General features: G+C 35.4%; 13 protein-coding genes and 1 pseudogene. 13 read left to right on the forward strand and 1 reads right to left on the reverse strand.

The features are described from left to right. Positions 1-5: 5 nt before the first annotated feature. From ABH959_RS20210 to ABH959_RS20230, 5 genes and pseudogenes are all read left to right on the forward strand, one after another. Positions 6-1,580: a flotillin lipid rafts scaffold protein FloT gene (locus tag ABH959_RS20210; protein ID WP_044444436.1), complete on the forward strand. Its 1,575-nt coding sequence runs from the start codon at positions 6-8 to the stop codon at positions 1,578-1,580. Between the two features lie 262 nt (positions 1,581-1,842). Beyond that, a pseudogene (locus ABH959_RS20215) lies at positions 1,843-2,880 on the forward strand (HAMP domain-containing protein); the annotation flags it as partial. Between the two features lie 120 nt (positions 2,881-3,000). Further along, positions 3,001-3,819 carry a methyl-accepting chemotaxis protein gene (locus tag ABH959_RS20220; protein ID WP_369811976.1) on the forward strand — a complete coding sequence of 273 codons (819 nt, stop codon included), beginning with the start codon at positions 3,001-3,003 and terminating at the stop codon, positions 3,817-3,819. A 308-nt stretch (positions 3,820-4,127) separates the two neighbouring features. Beyond that, positions 4,128-5,738: an ATP-binding protein gene (locus ABH959_RS20225; protein WP_404493086.1), complete on the forward strand. Its 1,611-nt coding sequence runs from the start codon at positions 4,128-4,130 to the stop codon at positions 5,736-5,738. After that, entirely contained in the window at positions 5,738-6,430 is a 693-nt protein-coding gene (locus ABH959_RS20230) for a response regulator (protein WP_044444439.1), read from the forward strand. Before ABH959_RS20225 ends, ABH959_RS20230 begins: the two co-directional genes overlap by 1 nt. Positions 6,431-6,499: 69 nt before the next feature. Here the strand turns inward: ABH959_RS20230 and ABH959_RS20235 are convergent, their stop codons facing one another. Further along, entirely contained in the window at positions 6,500-7,804 is a 1,305-nt protein-coding gene (locus tag ABH959_RS20235; protein ID WP_113937858.1) for a CitMHS family transporter, read from the reverse strand. A gap of 256 nt (positions 7,805-8,060) precedes the next feature. Between ABH959_RS20235 and ABH959_RS20240 the strand changes: the two genes are divergently transcribed. From ABH959_RS20240 to ABH959_RS20275, 8 genes are all read left to right on the forward strand, one after another. Then, positions 8,061-8,315 carry a hypothetical protein gene (locus tag ABH959_RS20240; protein WP_113937859.1) on the forward strand — a complete coding sequence of 85 codons (255 nt, stop codon included), beginning with the start codon at positions 8,061-8,063 and terminating at the stop codon, positions 8,313-8,315. Positions 8,316-8,451: 136 nt separating this feature from the next. Continuing rightward, entirely contained in the window at positions 8,452-8,955 is a 504-nt protein-coding gene (locus ABH959_RS20245) for a nitrous oxide reductase accessory protein NosL (RefSeq protein ID WP_044444442.1), read from the forward strand. A 439-nt stretch (positions 8,956-9,394) separates the two neighbouring features. Then, positions 9,395-10,267 carry an ankyrin repeat domain-containing protein gene (locus ABH959_RS20250; RefSeq protein WP_404493087.1) on the forward strand — a complete coding sequence of 291 codons (873 nt, stop codon included), beginning with the start codon at positions 9,395-9,397 and terminating at the stop codon, positions 10,265-10,267. A 170-nt stretch (positions 10,268-10,437) separates the two neighbouring features. Continuing rightward, entirely contained in the window at positions 10,438-11,118 is a 681-nt protein-coding gene (locus ABH959_RS20255) for a GNAT family N-acetyltransferase (RefSeq protein ID WP_404493088.1), read from the forward strand. A gap of 307 nt (positions 11,119-11,425) precedes the next feature. Then, positions 11,426-11,992, forward strand: coding sequence for a glycerol-3-phosphate responsive antiterminator (locus ABH959_RS20260; RefSeq protein WP_098666044.1), 567 nt, complete (start codon positions 11,426-11,428; stop codon positions 11,990-11,992). Beyond that, a complete protein-coding gene (locus ABH959_RS20265) occupies positions 11,989-13,086 on the forward strand; it encodes an ABC transporter ATP-binding protein (RefSeq protein WP_404493089.1) in 1,098 nt (365 codons plus the stop codon). Before ABH959_RS20260 ends, ABH959_RS20265 begins: the two co-directional genes overlap by 4 nt. Beyond that, the gene (locus tag ABH959_RS20270; protein ID WP_000573577.1) at positions 13,086-14,018 is read left to right on the forward strand and encodes a carbohydrate ABC transporter permease; all 933 of its coding nucleotides are present in this window, start codon (positions 13,086-13,088) and stop codon (positions 14,016-14,018) included. The genes ABH959_RS20265 and ABH959_RS20270 overlap by 1 nt, the downstream gene beginning before the upstream one ends. Then, positions 14,015-14,836: a carbohydrate ABC transporter permease gene (locus ABH959_RS20275; RefSeq protein ID WP_113937864.1), complete on the forward strand. Its 822-nt coding sequence runs from the start codon at positions 14,015-14,017 to the stop codon at positions 14,834-14,836. The genes ABH959_RS20270 and ABH959_RS20275 overlap by 4 nt, the downstream gene beginning before the upstream one ends. Positions 14,837-14,854: the final 18 nt, after the last annotated feature.

The following is a 14,854-nucleotide window of genomic DNA, read 5'->3' on the forward strand; positions in this document are numbered from 1 at the left end:
TTTATATGACGATTCCATTAATTATCGGTGGAGTTTTACTCGCAATTTTACTTTTACTCATTTTAGTATTTATTACGAAGTATCGTACAGTTGGCCCGGACGAAGCATTAATTGTAACAGGGAACTGGCTTGGTGGTGGAAAGAATGTCGTTACCACTGATGATGGAAAGAAGATTAAGATTATCCGCGGTGGTGGTACTTTCGTTGTTCCAATTATGCAACGGGCAGAACTTCTTAGCTTATTAAACTACAAATTAGAAGTTGGAACACGTGATACGTATACGAAACAAGGTGTACCGATTACAGTAAACGGTGTTTCTATTATTAAAGTAGGATCGACAATTGAAGAAGTTTCTACAGCGGCTGAACAATATTTAGGAAAAGAAACGGAAGAGTTAAAAGTAGAAGCAAAAGAAGTTTTAGAAGGGCATCTACGTGCTATTTTATCTTCTATGACAGTAGAAGATGCTTATAGTAATAGAGAGCAATTCGCACAAAAGGTGCATGAAGTGGCTTCTACTGATTTGAAGAAGATGGGACTTCGCATCGTTTCCTTTACAATTAAAGAAATAATGGATAAAAACGGTTACTTAGATGCACTTGGTCAGCCGCAAATTGCAATGGTTAAGCGTGATGCGACAGTTGCAAATGCAGAGCGTGAAAAAGAGGCACGAATTGAAAAAGCTCGTGCTGAGAAAGAAGCAAAAGAAGCAGAATATCAACGTGATGCACAAATCGCTGAAGCTGAAAAACATAAGGAATTAAAAGTACAATCTTATAAGAGGGACCAAGAACAAGCTCGTGCAGATGCAGATCTTTCTTACGAATTACAACAAGCGAAAGCGCAACAAGGTGTTACAGAAGAGCAAATGCGAGTTAAAATCATTGAGCGTGAAAAGCAAATTGAGTTAGAAGAAAAAGAGATTGCGCGTCGTGAAAAGCAATACGATGCAGAAGTAAAGAAAAAGGCAGATGCAGATCGCTATGCTGTTGAACAATCAGCTGAAGCGGAAAAGGTAAAACAAATGAAAAAAGCAGATGCGGATCAATATAAAATTGAAGCAGAAGCAAGAGCACGTGCAGAAGAAGTTCGTGTAGAAGGTTTAGCAAAAGCAGAAATTGAAAAAGCACAAGGTCAGGCAAAGGCAGAAGTACAAAAGGCGCAAGGTACAGCGGAAGCAGATGTTATTAGGTTAAAAGGTTTAGCAGAAGCAGAAGCAAAACAAAAAATTGCAGAAGCATTTGAATTATATGGGCAAGCCGCGATTATGGATATGGTTCTTAAAATGCTTCCAAGTTATGCGAAAGAAATTGCGAGTCCGCTTAGCAACATTGATAAAATTACAGTCGTTGATACAGGCGGTGGTGGAAAGAATAGCGGCGCCGGAAAAGTTGCAGGGTATGCGACAGATTTAATGGCAACAATGCAAGAAACTTTAAAAGCCTCTTCTGGTATTGATTTAAAAGAATTACTAGAAGGATTCGCTGGAAAAGGTGCCGTGCAGCAACTATCAAACGATAAACCTGTCGTATCTGTAGTAGAAGATGAGAAGAAAGAAATAAACAAAGATAAAGAATAGCAAGATGAAAAGAACCTCTAGTAAATGGGATACTAGAGGTTCTTTCGTGAAATGTAATATTTCGAATAATGTACATTTTTATATATTGTTTTAATTATTTAAATTCTATAGAATGAAAAAGGTATGTAACAATACTTTAAATGTAGAGAAAGATGAGGGAAAAGAGAAAGAGGGTCTCATCAATACATTTAAATCGTATGATTTGTATAAAAAGATTAAATGTAAAGTAATTGCATTTAAAACGGTATGGAGGGGTAGGAATATGTTTCAAGGAAAATTAAGGAGTAGAAGCTTAAAAACAAAGTTACTTGTATCATTTATTATTATTTTAATTCTTCCAAGTATTGTAATTGGTTGGACGTCTTATCAGCAGGCGAAGACAAATTTTAATGAAACAATTTTGCAATCAGCAAAAGATAACGTGAAGGTTTTAAATAATGTAATTAATAAAGAGTTAGATAGTAAGAAAGTAGACGCAGCATATTTTACAAAATTATTCACTGGAGCGAGTTATCAAGCAGATCAGCTTCAAAACGTGCAAAATAAATTAGAAGAATATAATAAATTACATCCAGAAATGGAAGCAATATATACTGGATCTAGTAATGGGCAATTTATTCAATCACCGGCAATTCAAATGCCAGAAGGGTATAATCCGGCAGAAAGAGATTGGTATAAAGAGGCAGTGAAAAAAAGTGGAGAAGTAATTATTACGGCTCCATATAAATCAAAAACGACAGGAAATATTGTTGTTACAATAGCAAAACAAAATGAGGATAAAAGTGGTGTTCTCGGTATTGATTTAATTATAAATGATATTGTAAATACTTCGAAAATGGTTAATATCGGTAAAGAAGGGTATGTTGCAATTTTTGATCAGGATAAAAATGTAGTAGCACATCCAATGCTGAAGCCAGGGGAAAAGGTAGAAGAGAAACTTGAAAAGGAACTGTATAAACAAGAAACAGGTGATTTTCAATTTTCATTAGATGGCGAGGATCGCAATATCACTTTTAAAACAAATAAGCAAACCGGATGGAAAATAGCAGGAATTATGCCTTCAAAAGAAATAATTGAAGCGGCTGAACCTATTTTCTATAAAACATTAACTGTTATTGGTATCTCATTAATAATTGGTGGGATTGTAATTTACTTCATAATCGCATCTATTATTAAACCGTTAAAACAACTTGTTATATCAGCGAGGAAAATTAGCGAAGGTGACTTAACGGAGTCAATTACTGTTCGTTCAAGAGATGAAATTGGTCAGTTAGGTGAAAGCTTTAATGAGATGGCGGCATCATTACATGATGTAATTTCAAATATTAATACTTCAGCTGGTCATGTAGCAGCTTCTTCGGAAGAATTAACAGCTAGTATGAAGCAAGCAAGTGAAGCGACGGAACAAATTACAAGGGCGATGGAACAAGTATCGAGTGGGGCAGAAATACAAACGCGGGAAGTTGAAGAAGGAGCGACTTTGTTAGAAGAAGTTACAGAAGGAATTCAGCGTGTTGCGGATAGCTCTTCATTAGTGTCCACAGCATCTATGTATACGAAGCAAAAAGCTGAAGATGGTGGAAAGTTAGTTGAACAAACTGTGAATCAAATGCAATTAATTCATGAATCTGTGTCACAGTCAGACAAAGTCATTTCTTTATTAGATGATAAGTCGAAGCAAATTGGAGCTATTCTAGAAGTGATTCAACATATTGCACAGCAGACAAACTTATTAGCATTAAATGCTGCAATTGAGGCTGCAAGAGCTGGAGAGCAAGGAAGAGGTTTTGCAATTGTAGCAGATGAAGTACGTAAACTAGCGGAACAATCGGGACAGTCTTCTACGGAAATTGGAAAGTTAGTGAAAGAGATACAATTTGATATAAAAGAAACTGTAAGTTCTATGAATCAAGTTGGGACAGAGGTACAATCAGGGCTTGTAGTTGCAAATGAGGCGAAGCAAAGCTTTGTAGAAATATTGAAATCTACAAATGATACAGTTGTACAAATTGATAGTATGGTAGATGTAGCGAAGCGAATGACGATAGATACAAAACAAGTAAGTGCATCTATTAATGAAATTGCAGCAACGATTGAAGAAAATGCAGCAAGCGTTCAAAATATTGCTGGCTCCTCTGAAGAACAAGTAGCTTCAGTAGAAGAAATAAATTCAGCAGCAGTTCACTTATCGCGAATGGCTGAAGAATTACAAGAGATGATTGGTAAATTTAAAGTGTAATAACAAGCATTAAGAAACGAGGTAGTAATTTTACTTCGTTTCTTTTTTTATCCCGCTATTTGTGGGCAGTAAAACTCCCACCTCATAATTCGGCTGGAGCAAAGAAGTTAGGTGGGAGTCGGGCGGCCCGTAGATGCCCGATTGGTGAAGGCTAATAATCAGTGGGGGATGAACAAAACCCCCACTGATTAAAGTTTCACTTTATGAAGATAAAGATAAAGAAATATATAGTAACCGTGTTATGATAAAAGGTGATAATTAAAAAGACTGTATTTTCTTTAAATTCTATCTTTAGCCATGTTAGGGGAATGATTTTGAAATTGAAGAAATTGAAACTACAACCGAGAATTACATTAACTATTAGTACACTTATTCTTGCTGTGCTTTTGTTAACGAGTTATTTATTTTACTACATATTATCTGAAACGGTAGAAGACCAAATCGGAAAAAGAGCGTTGCATGTTGCGAAAACAGTTGCTGCTATACCGGAAATCCAGGAAGCTTTTCAAAAAGAAAATCCAGCTTCTATTATTCAGCCAATTGCAGAAAAAATTCGAATCGAAACAGATGCTGACTTTATTGTAGTTGGAAATAAAGATGGTATTCGTTATGCACATCCTAAGCGAGATAAAATAGGAGAAGCTATGGTGGGCGGAGATAACAAAGGGGTTCTATTAGAAGGGAAATCTTATGTTTCGAAAGCAACGGGATCATTAGGGCCTTCACTACGCGGAAAAGTCCCGATTCGTAATCAGGATAATGAAATTATTGGTGTAGTATCTGTTGGTTTTTCAATGGATGATATTCATGGAGCGATAGAAGTGTATGGAAAGCGTGTGTTTTGGATTACAATAACAGGTCTGTTAATTGGGATAATGGGCTCTGTATATTTAGCAAAAAGTATTAAGCGGATGATGTTTGGAATGGAGCCAGAAGAAATTTCATCTTTATATGAGGAGCATAGTACAGTTATTCAATCTGTACGTGAAGGGATTGTAGTAATCGATAAAAATGGAAAGGTTAGTTTAGTAAATCAAGCGGCATACGATATCCTTTCTTTAGATAAACAACAAAATATAATGGGAGAATTTATTTTAGATGTTATTCCTAATTCATCGATACTGGATGTGCTTCAAACCGGAGAAGAACAATTTGATCGCCAATTAAATATAAAAGGGCAGGATGTTATTGCCAATCGCCTACCTATTAAAGTTAATAATAAAGTAACTGGTGTAGTATCCAGCTTGCGCTTGAAATCTGAGATGGATCAATTAACAGCGGAATTATCTCAAACACGGCAGTATACAGAGGCATTGCGGGCGCAAACGCACGAATATAACAACTTATTGTATACGCTTTCAGGTCTTATTCAATTAGAGTCTTATGAAGATGCTTTAGAGCTTATTCATAAGGAAACGGCAGTATATCAAGAGTTCGTTCAATTTATTATGAAACGAATTCAAAATCCATGGTTAGGTGGGATTTTAATTGGATTTTATAATAGGGCACGAGAGTTGAAGATTGATTTTATGTTAGATCGGGAAAGTAGTTTAGAAGAGTTAAGTCCGCATATTGAGAGTAATTACGTTGTTTCTATTTTAGGGAATTTGATCACGAATGCATTTGAAGCAATTGAAAGAAATCAAGATCATGATAAGAAAGTAAGAATGTTTGTAACAGACATTGGGGAAGAAATATTAATTGAAGTAGAAGATTCAGGACAAGGTGTTCATGATGAAATAATTACAAGTATATTCTATAAAGGTTTTTCGACGAAAGTGGGCGAAAAACGTGGATATGGATTAGCAAAAGTGAAAGAGTTAGTAGAAGATTTAAACGGGAGTATTGCGATTGAAAAAGGGGATTTAGGTGGTGCTTTATTTATCATTGCATTACCGAAAGAGAGAGGCGAATTGTAATGAATGAGGGGATTGAAGTATTGATTGTAGAAGATGATATTCGGATTGCGGAAATTCATCGTCGTTTTACTGAAAAAATTGAGGGGTTTAAAGTAATTGGAACAGCAACGACTGGAGAACAGGCGAAGGAATGGTTAGAATTTGTAAAGCCACAACTCGTTTTATTAGATGTATATTTACCTGACATGCAAGGGACAGAACTCGTCACATATATTAGGCATAATTTGCATGATACAGATATTATTATGATCACAGCCGCATCAGAGACGGATGTAGTGCGGCATGCTTTACGAGGCGGGGTAACAGATTATATCGTAAAGCCACTTACATTTGATCGGTTTAAAACAAGTTTAGAAAGTTATCAAAAGAAGATTACGAAGTTAAAGAAAAATGCTCAATTATCTTCAGAACAGATTGAACACCTATGGTCCCAAAGAGGGGTACAGGCAAATCCAATAGAATATGCGCCAAAAGGAATCGACCCTTTAACGTTAGCAAAAATAAAAAAGCATATGCTAACTATTAATGAAGAGGGAATTACTGCAGAGATACTAAGTTCAATGGTAGGTGTAAGCCGATCAACTGCGAGGCGCTATTTAGAGTATTTGATCTCTGGAAAGAAAGTGCATGCGGAGCTTATATATGGAAGTGTGGGAAGACCAGAAAGAAGGTATTTCCGCGTTTCTTCATAGGGGATTCTTACAACAATAAAAACAGTAGAGGATTATTACATTTCCTCTACTGTTTTTCCTAGTTTCATCTTATATTGGAATAATTCCAATTACAATTCCAGTAATCAACATAACCATTGTCGTTCCAACAGCCCAAAGTAAAGTGAATCGTTGGTGTTCACCAAAATCAACCTTGGCCATTCCGACTAATAAATAAGTGGAAGCAACGAGGGGACTCAGTAAGTGAACAGGTTGACCGAGTAACGAAGCACGTCCCATTTCTGCTGCACTAATTCCGTAAGCAGCGGCAGCTTTTGTTAAAATAGGTAGTACACCGAAGTAAAAAGCATCATTGGACATGAAAAATGTGAACGGCATACTAAGAAGAGCTGTAATAATTGGTAGTTGTGGTCCAAGAGCATCTGGTATAAGAGTCACTACACTTTGAGCCATTGCATCTACCATTTTTGTCCCTGATAGAATACCAGTGAAAATTCCAGCGGCAAATACGAGAGAAACAACCGCTAATACGTTTCCAGCGTGAGAAGCAATACGTTCTTTTTGTTGTTCCAAGCTTGGATAATTAATCATCACCGCAATAGCAAAAGCGACTGTAAATAACACAGGTAACGGCATAATTTCTAGTATGAGACAGACGAGTAGGGCAACAGTTAATAAAAAGTTAATCCATAGCAGTTTCGGGCGTTTATGTATTTCAGCTTCGACTGTCGCAGCTTGCTCATCCATTGTTTGCATGTGTTTTAAATATTGGACATCCATAATTCCTAAACGTTTTCTTTCTTTTTTTCCAAGATAGTAGGCAACGAAAACTACCCAAATTGCACCAGCAATCATTCCTGGTATAAGTGGTGTGAAGAGCTCTGATGCATCAAGTCCAAGAGCACTCATAACCCGAGCAGTTGGTCCACCCCAAGGTGTAAGATTGGTAACACCTGCCCCTAACATAACAACCCCAGCTAATATAAGTGGATTCATCCCAAGACGTTTATATAGTGGATACATTGCGGAAACTGTAATCATATATGTTGTTGTTCCGTCACCATCTAATGAAACGATAATAGTAAGAATAGCTGTACCAACAACAATTTTTAAAGGATCACCTTTTACAAATTTTAAAATTTTACTAATAACAGGATCGAATAAACCGCTATCAATCATAATTCCGAAATATAAAATGGCGAACATAAGCATAATACCAGTAGGTGCTAGCTTTTGAATTCCTTCTAACATCATCGGGCCCATATTGGCATAAAAGCCACCAATTAATGCGAAAATAATTGGAACTAATATTAATGCTACTAATGCAGACATACGTTTCGTCATAATCAAAAACATAAAGACAAATACCATTGTAAATCCGAGTAATGCTAACATGTAATCTCCCCCTCCAAAAAAATGATTACGCTTTCAAAATAAAATAAAAATTCAGATAAAAGGTTTTTTGTTTATAATAAAAGGTTCAATTGGAATGGTAAATAATTTGAAAAATAACATCATTAGAAGCATAATCTTTATTTTGATCATTTTGTTCACAGGGTAATTTTGAATTTTTAAAAAGATAAATGCCTGTATGCAAGAATGGTAGAATAAGATGGAAATAGCGAAGCGTGAAGTAGGGAGTAGATTTTGAATGCAAACAAGAATAGAAGAAATTTATAGTTCGTGTAAAGGAAAAGTAGAGGAGATTTTTATTAATGAATCCTCTTACGTATATGAATGGGAAAAATTAATGATGATTCGAAAGCACGATGGTGAGCTTGAGAAAATCGGGGTAGGGATCAGTGGGAATATAAGGTTAGTAAATGTAGAAGTTGGACAAAACATTGATACGGACACATTATTAGTTAAGTTAGAAGATGATTTATTAATTACTGGTTGTGAATGATGAGAGATGTGTAGAAGTAACTGCACATCTCTTTTTTGTTCCATATATTACAAAAAGAACATTGTTTTTTCACAAATCTCACACAACCTTTTGGTATTCTTTTCGTGGAGTATACGGTTTCTAGGGAGGAATATTGATGAAAGTAAAATATGTCGTACTTGCTATATGTTTATGTTTCATATTTACGATAGTAGGATGTGGGAAAAAAGAACTAACAGCTGTTGCGATTAATGAGAAAAATGATAAGTGTGACATTTGCCAAATTGGGGTAATCGATAATCAATTCGCAACCGAAATTATTTTAGAAAATGGAAAAGCATTAAAGTTTGATGATATTGGTTGCATGTATAAATGGATGGAGATCAATTCAGGTGAAAAGACGAAAGAAAAATTTGTTCGAGATTATGATTCGAAAGATTGGGTTTCGTTGGAAGATGCTACTTACGTATATGATAAAACAATAACGACACCGATGGCTTATAATGTCATTTCATTTAAAAATAAAAAAGATGCAGAGAGTTTTGTATCTAACTATAAGGGGAAAGTTCTTTCGTATAAAGAGCTATCAGAGCATAAATGGGAAATGAATAAAGAGATGATGGGAAAACCGAAAACAGGGAATCACGGTGGGCATCATTAATAATAGAAAAAGACAACTATATAGTTGTCTTTTTCTATTATTACTCAGGTGCAAATATAGAAAAGGTGTAAAAATTTTAGAAGAACGGTTACAATGGAATATAGTAAACTAAAGCAATCATTTACCCCGCATTAACGGGCAGTAAAACTCCCACCTCAAAATGTGGCTGGAGCGAAGAAGTTAGGTGGGAGATCAACTGCCCGTAAATGCCCGATTGGTTCAACTAATAATCAGTGGGGGATGAACAACCCCCACTGATTAAAGTTTCACTTTATGTACTTTTTAGAAATGTATACAAATGCGGTAAAAACGTGCTAAACTAATTGCTTCATAATGTTAATGATGAGGCCATCAGGCGTATCATTCCAATAGGTTGAGAAACATAGTATAAGTTTAAGATAATCCGATTAAAGAAGGAATCTAAAGGGCTTATGGATAAATGTACTCAAGAAGAGTTATTGTATGTGATGGAGGAATGGTTAAGAAAACATTATCTTTCATAGGAGCTGTAGTTGTGAGAAAACAAAAAATTTTATTATGTATGTTATTAGGACTTTTAATGACGGTAGTGGCTTGCGATAAGCAAGAAGAGCCAGAATCAAAACCGGTTCATGTGAAAAACGAAAAGAAAAAAGAAAAGCATAAAGAACAGGAAGAATCTAAAGAAGAAAAAAGTATAAATTTAATGGACAAACAGTTGCTACTTTCTGCGACGCTTGGAGACACAGAAACAGCTATGAAGCTGATCCAAGATGGAGCGAATATCAATGTAGAAGGTGACAACGGAGAAACGCCTGTCCTTGCAGCGACGTATCAAAATCATGTAGAGACAGTTAAAGCATTAATTGATGCGGGTGCTGATATTGAAATTCAAGACGAAAAACAAAGCAATCCATTTCTTTATGCAAGTAGAGAAGGATATACGGATATTGTAAAAGTATTAATTAATGCAGGAGTTAATACGAAGGAAATGACTAAGTCAGGTGGAACAGCACTTATTTCTGCATCTGAGCGTGGCCATGTAGAGGTTGTTAAAGAATTATTAGAGCATACAGATATTGATGTGAATTATAAGAATGAACGTGGTGGAACAGCTTTATTAGAAGCAATTGTATTAGGAAATGGTAGTGAAAGTCATAAGAAAGTAATTCAAATGCTTATTGACCACGGGGCAGATGTAAATATGGCCAATAAGGAAAATATTACGCCGCTGCAATATGCTGAAAAAAGAGGTTTTAAAGATATTGCGAATATGTTGAGGATAGCTGGAGCGAATGAAGTAGTACAGCCGCAACCACAACTGGCAGAATAACAAGCTGAAGAAATAAAAAGCACGAGATAATCCCATTTAGATAGACAGAATGAAGAAGTCATTTTAGTATGATGGATTCAGTAATGTGTATTTAAATGGGATTTTTGTTTTGAAAAAATGGATGGATGCTATATCGAGAAGGCTACAAATAGTAGTTAAGGAGGGTATAAATGCGATTTTCAGAACTTGAGTTAATAGCAATTCAGGCAGAAGTTTTATTTGTTCATAATCAAGTAGGAAGAATAAAGTGTGTAAATGAAAATAGAAATCTGAAAGCACCACGTTTTTTTCTTAGCAGAACTCGTGAAGGGAATATAACGAGGTATCATTATAAACTGCATGGTGAAATGATAAGTAAGATTGAGAAATTAATTCGAGAATGCTCAAATCACATTGAGATAGCAAAGATCATTAAAGTATTAAATGAAGAGAGAACGGTGGAGAATATTTGGGTGGGTCCTGCTTTCATGTTCCCTAATAATTTACATAAGCCAACTAGAACAATACAAATAACAGAGAAGAATAAAGAGCTTTTGCGAGAAAATTTTTCTAATCTAATAGAACAGATGGAATGGAGGCAACCTTATTTTGCAATTGTAAAAAATGAAAAGGTAGTTTCTATATGTTGCAGTGCCAGAAGTACGCCCGTAGCTGCTGAGGCAAGTGTGGAAACTTTAGTGGAGTTTCAAGGGAATGGATATGGTGCTGATGTCGTTACAGCCTGGGCACTATCAATACAAGAGGAAAAGCGCATTCCGCTTTATAGTACTTCTTGGGATAACTTTGCTTCGCAAGCAGTGGCGAGAAAACTAGAATTGATTAATTATGGAATGAATTTGCATATCACTTAAATTTTAAACACAGTTGTTTGCTGTTGGAGTTTATTCGTATATCTAGATTATTGTAAAAGTGATATGGTGAATATTAACATTCGATTAACATCTAATTAACAATTTATCAAAACTGACTTAATAAATGCGTAATATAGTAAAGGTAACAAAATAACTAGGGTAGAGAACATTTGAGAACACCCGCTTACATATAACGTGCCGCTTTCTTAAGTGTGCTCTATTCCCTAGAGTTCAAATAAGGAGAAAGGTGTTCTATGTAAGTAGGTGTTTTTAGTTTGGATAAAAATAGAAAAGCTAGGTGGAATAAATGTTTAAAGAACCTTATATTGCGATGATAAAGGATTGGAAAGGGTACAAAACATACAAAAAATTACCGAAAACAGTTTTTCTTATGACTGGTTCAATGCTGGAGTTACCAGAGCGTGTATATGAACTACAGAAACATGGACACGATGTATTTCTTCATTGTGATTTTATACAAGGCTTAAATACGAACACAGAGGAAGCACTTTTATATATTCAAGATGTTATCGGAGCACAAGGCATTATTTCAACAAAAGGTTCGACAATTCGAAATGCCAATAAAATTGGATTAAAAACGATTCAACGTATTTTTATTGTCGATACTTTATCTCTTACAAAATCAATTGAAAATTGTAAAACGACTAAACCGAATGCAGTAGAGATTATGCCTGGTATTATGCCTTCAATTATTAAGCAGCTAGCAGTGGAAATAGAATTTCCTATTATTGCAGGCGGATTGATTCAAACGCGGGAAGATGCGGAAATTGCCATTCGTGCAGGAGCAAGTGCGATTTCAACGAGTCATTATGAAGTATGGATACAAGAAGAAAAAAGGAGTGCAACCTTGTGATCGAATTGAAAGATGTTTCAAAGGTATATAAAAATGCGGAAGAGACAGCGGTTAAAGACGTATCAGTTCATATTAAGAAGGGAGAATTTTTTGTTTTAGTTGGGCCTTCGGGATGTGGAAAAAGTACATTACTACGAATGATCGCTGGCTTAGAAGAAATCTCTTCGGGAGATTTAATGATTAATGAACGTGTTGCAAATGATTTAGAGTCGAAAGACCGTAATCTATCAATGGTATTTCAAAATTATGCATTATATCCACACCTAACTGTAGAAGAAAATATTTTATTTGGACTTAAGGTAAGGAAGGTACAAAAAGAAGAGCGACAAAAGCGATTAATGGAAGCTATTGAAATGGTAGGACTGAAAGAGTATGTGAAAATGAAACCGGGACAATTATCAGGCGGACAAAGACAGCGTGTTGCGCTTGCCAGGGCAATCGTGAGTCAAGCACCGATTTGTTTAATGGATGAACCACTTTCGAATTTAGATGCGAAATTACGTGCACAGATGAGGATTGAAATTAGAGAAATTCAGCAACGATTAGGAATTACGATGATTTACGTTACTCACGATCAAATAGAAGCAATGACTATGGGAGATCGTATTATGGTTTTAAATAAAGGAAGTATACAACAAGTTGGAACACCGCTTGATATATATAACGAACCAGCAAACGAATTTGTTGCAAGTTTTATAGGTTCTCCTTCTATGAATATAAATGATGGGGAAGTGGATAAAGAAAAAGGCATATTACATATAGGGCAATTGCAAATTCCATTATCTATTGGACAGTTAAAGCAATTACCAGAAGGAATAATTCGAATCGGCATGCGTCCTGAGCATATTGCATTGTCTGAGGAAGGACAAGAAGTTACGCTGCAATCTGTAGAAGTATTAGGGAATGAATCTATATTAAACTTCGCGGTAAATGGAACAACTTGGAGTGCGAAAGTCATCGGACAGTTACTCCTGAACAAAGGTGACAAAGTAAAATTATTATTCTCGCAAGAAAAACTATGCTTCTTTCACCAAAATACGAATGAAAGATTAAAAGTGGTAGCTGAAGAAGAGTTGAAAGTGGTGGCGAAATAATGATTGAAGTAGGTAAGTTACCAGTTCAAACAACAGTGTCAAAAAAGAAGAGTTTATGGGGCAGAACGAAAGATTTAAGAATAGGATTATTGTTTTTGGCGCCATCTATTTTGTTATTTTCAATTTTTCTTTTCTATCCATTGTTTAGGACGATCTACTATAGCTTTTATTTAACAGATATACACGGAGAAGCTAATCTTTTCGTTGGCTTAGAAAATTATCAATATTTATTTTCGGATCCTGCTTTCTACAAAAGTATAAAGTCAACTTTATTATTTGTTTTATATACAGTGCCTACTAGCATTGTATTCGCCTTATTTCTTGCATTAATTGCAAATGAAAAAGTAAGAGGGATCGGGTTATTCCGAGTACTGTTTTCTTCAACGATGGGAATATCAGTAGCTGCTAGTGCAGTGATTTGGCTATTTTTATTTCATCCAAGTGTAGGGTTATTTAATAATATATTAGCCTCTATGAATCTTCCTGCAATCGCATGGTTAACGAGTCCAGAATGGGCACTGTTTTCTGTATCGGTTACAACGGTTTGGGTGAATACAGGATTTGCATTTTTAGTTATATTAGGTGGTTTACAAAATATTGATACGTCTTTATATGAGAGTGCATCTATAGATGGTGCTAGTTATTTATATAAGCTTCGCCGCGTCACATTACCGATGCTATCACCAACTTTATTCTTTATCGTGACAGTAACGTTAATTAGTGCGTTCCAAAGCTTTGGACAAATTGATATTTTAACGCACGGTGGACCAAATGATGCAACGAATTTAATTGTGTATTCGATTTATAAAGAGGCATTTGTGAATCATCAATTTGGAACAGCAAGTGCACAAGCGATGGTATTATTCGTTTTCATTTTTATTGCTACATTGATTCAATTCAAGTTTGCTGAGAGAAAGGTGCATTATAAATGATCGTTAAACAGTGGAAACAAAATTTCCTATTATACATGCTGCTCATTATTAGTGCAGTAATGGTGTTTTTTCCTGTACTCTATGCGTTTTTAATAAGCTTTATGACACCAGATGATATTCAAATGAGAAGGTTATTTCCGACCCAATTCACTTTCGATAATTTCATTAATATTTTTCAAAAAGTACCTCTTTTTACATACTTATATAACAGTTTAATTGTATCGACAGTTGTTATGCTTGGACAACTGATCGTATCCAGTTTAGCAGCTTATGCTTTTGTTTTTCTTCAGTTTAAAGGTAGAAACTTAATTTTCTTCTTGTTTATTTCAACAATGCTTATTCCGTGGGAAGCAACGATGGTACCGAACTTTTTAACGATTCAAAACTTCGGATGGATTAATAGTTTTGCTGGGATGACGGTGCCGTTTTTTGCAACAGCTTTCGGTATTTTCTTACTACGTCAACATTTTATGACGCTTCCGAATGAACTGAAAGAAGCTGCTTTTATTGAAGGTATTGGAAATGTAAGGTTTTTATTCAGCGTAGTAATGCCGTATTGTAAAACGAGTTTTATTACTCTTGGAGTATATAGCTTTTTAACAACGTGGAATATGTATTTGTGGCCGCTTTTAGTAACCACTGATGAAAAAGTAAGAACGGTTCAAATTGGTGTAAAGCAGCTTCAATCTCAAGAAGTTGCAACTGATTGGGGCAGTGTAATGGCTGGTGTTACGGTTATCGTCATTCCAACATTGATTTTATTATTTTTAGGGCAAAAGCAATTACAAAAAGGATTAACAAAAGGTGCAATTAAATAAGCATACATAGGAAAAGGT

The organism is Bacillus sp. RC51 (genome assembly GCF_044908115.1).
In the GTDB taxonomy this organism is placed as follows: domain Bacteria; phylum Bacillota; class Bacilli; order Bacillales; family Bacillaceae_G; genus Bacillus_A; species Bacillus_A mycoides.

What these genes read in the sequence shown, in the direction of transcription:
- ABH959_RS20250 (WP_404493087.1), top strand. Translation starts at nt 9,395, where the DNA reads ATGTACTCAAGAAGAGTTATTGTATGTGATGGAGGAATGGTTAAGAAA.
- ABH959_RS20230 (WP_044444439.1), top strand. Translation starts at nt 5,738, where the DNA reads ATGAATGAGGGGATTGAAGTATTGATTGTAGAAGATGATATTCGGATT.
- ABH959_RS20260 (WP_098666044.1), top strand. Translation starts at nt 11,426, where the DNA reads ATGTTTAAAGAACCTTATATTGCGATGATAAAGGATTGGAAAGGGTAC.
- ABH959_RS20240 (WP_113937859.1), top strand. Translation starts at nt 8,061, where the DNA reads ATGCAAACAAGAATAGAAGAAATTTATAGTTCGTGTAAAGGAAAAGTA.
- ABH959_RS20235 (WP_113937858.1), bottom strand. Translation starts at nt 7,804, where the DNA reads ATGTTAGCATTACTCGGATTTACAATGGTATTTGTCTTTATGTTTTTG.
- ABH959_RS20210 (WP_044444436.1), top strand. Translation starts at nt 6, where the DNA reads ATGACGATTCCATTAATTATCGGTGGAGTTTTACTCGCAATTTTACTT.
- ABH959_RS20245 (WP_044444442.1), top strand. Translation starts at nt 8,452, where the DNA reads ATGAAAGTAAAATATGTCGTACTTGCTATATGTTTATGTTTCATATTT.
- ABH959_RS20220 (WP_369811976.1), top strand. Translation starts at nt 3,001, where the DNA reads ATGGAACAAGTATCGAGTGGGGCAGAAATACAAACGCGGGAAGTTGAA.
- ABH959_RS20270 (WP_000573577.1), top strand. Translation starts at nt 13,086, where the DNA reads ATGATTGAAGTAGGTAAGTTACCAGTTCAAACAACAGTGTCAAAAAAG.
- ABH959_RS20255 (WP_404493088.1), top strand. Translation starts at nt 10,438, where the DNA reads ATGCGATTTTCAGAACTTGAGTTAATAGCAATTCAGGCAGAAGTTTTA.
- ABH959_RS20225 (WP_404493086.1), top strand. Translation starts at nt 4,128, where the DNA reads ATGATTTTGAAATTGAAGAAATTGAAACTACAACCGAGAATTACATTA.
- ABH959_RS20275 (WP_113937864.1), top strand. Translation starts at nt 14,015, where the DNA reads ATGATCGTTAAACAGTGGAAACAAAATTTCCTATTATACATGCTGCTC.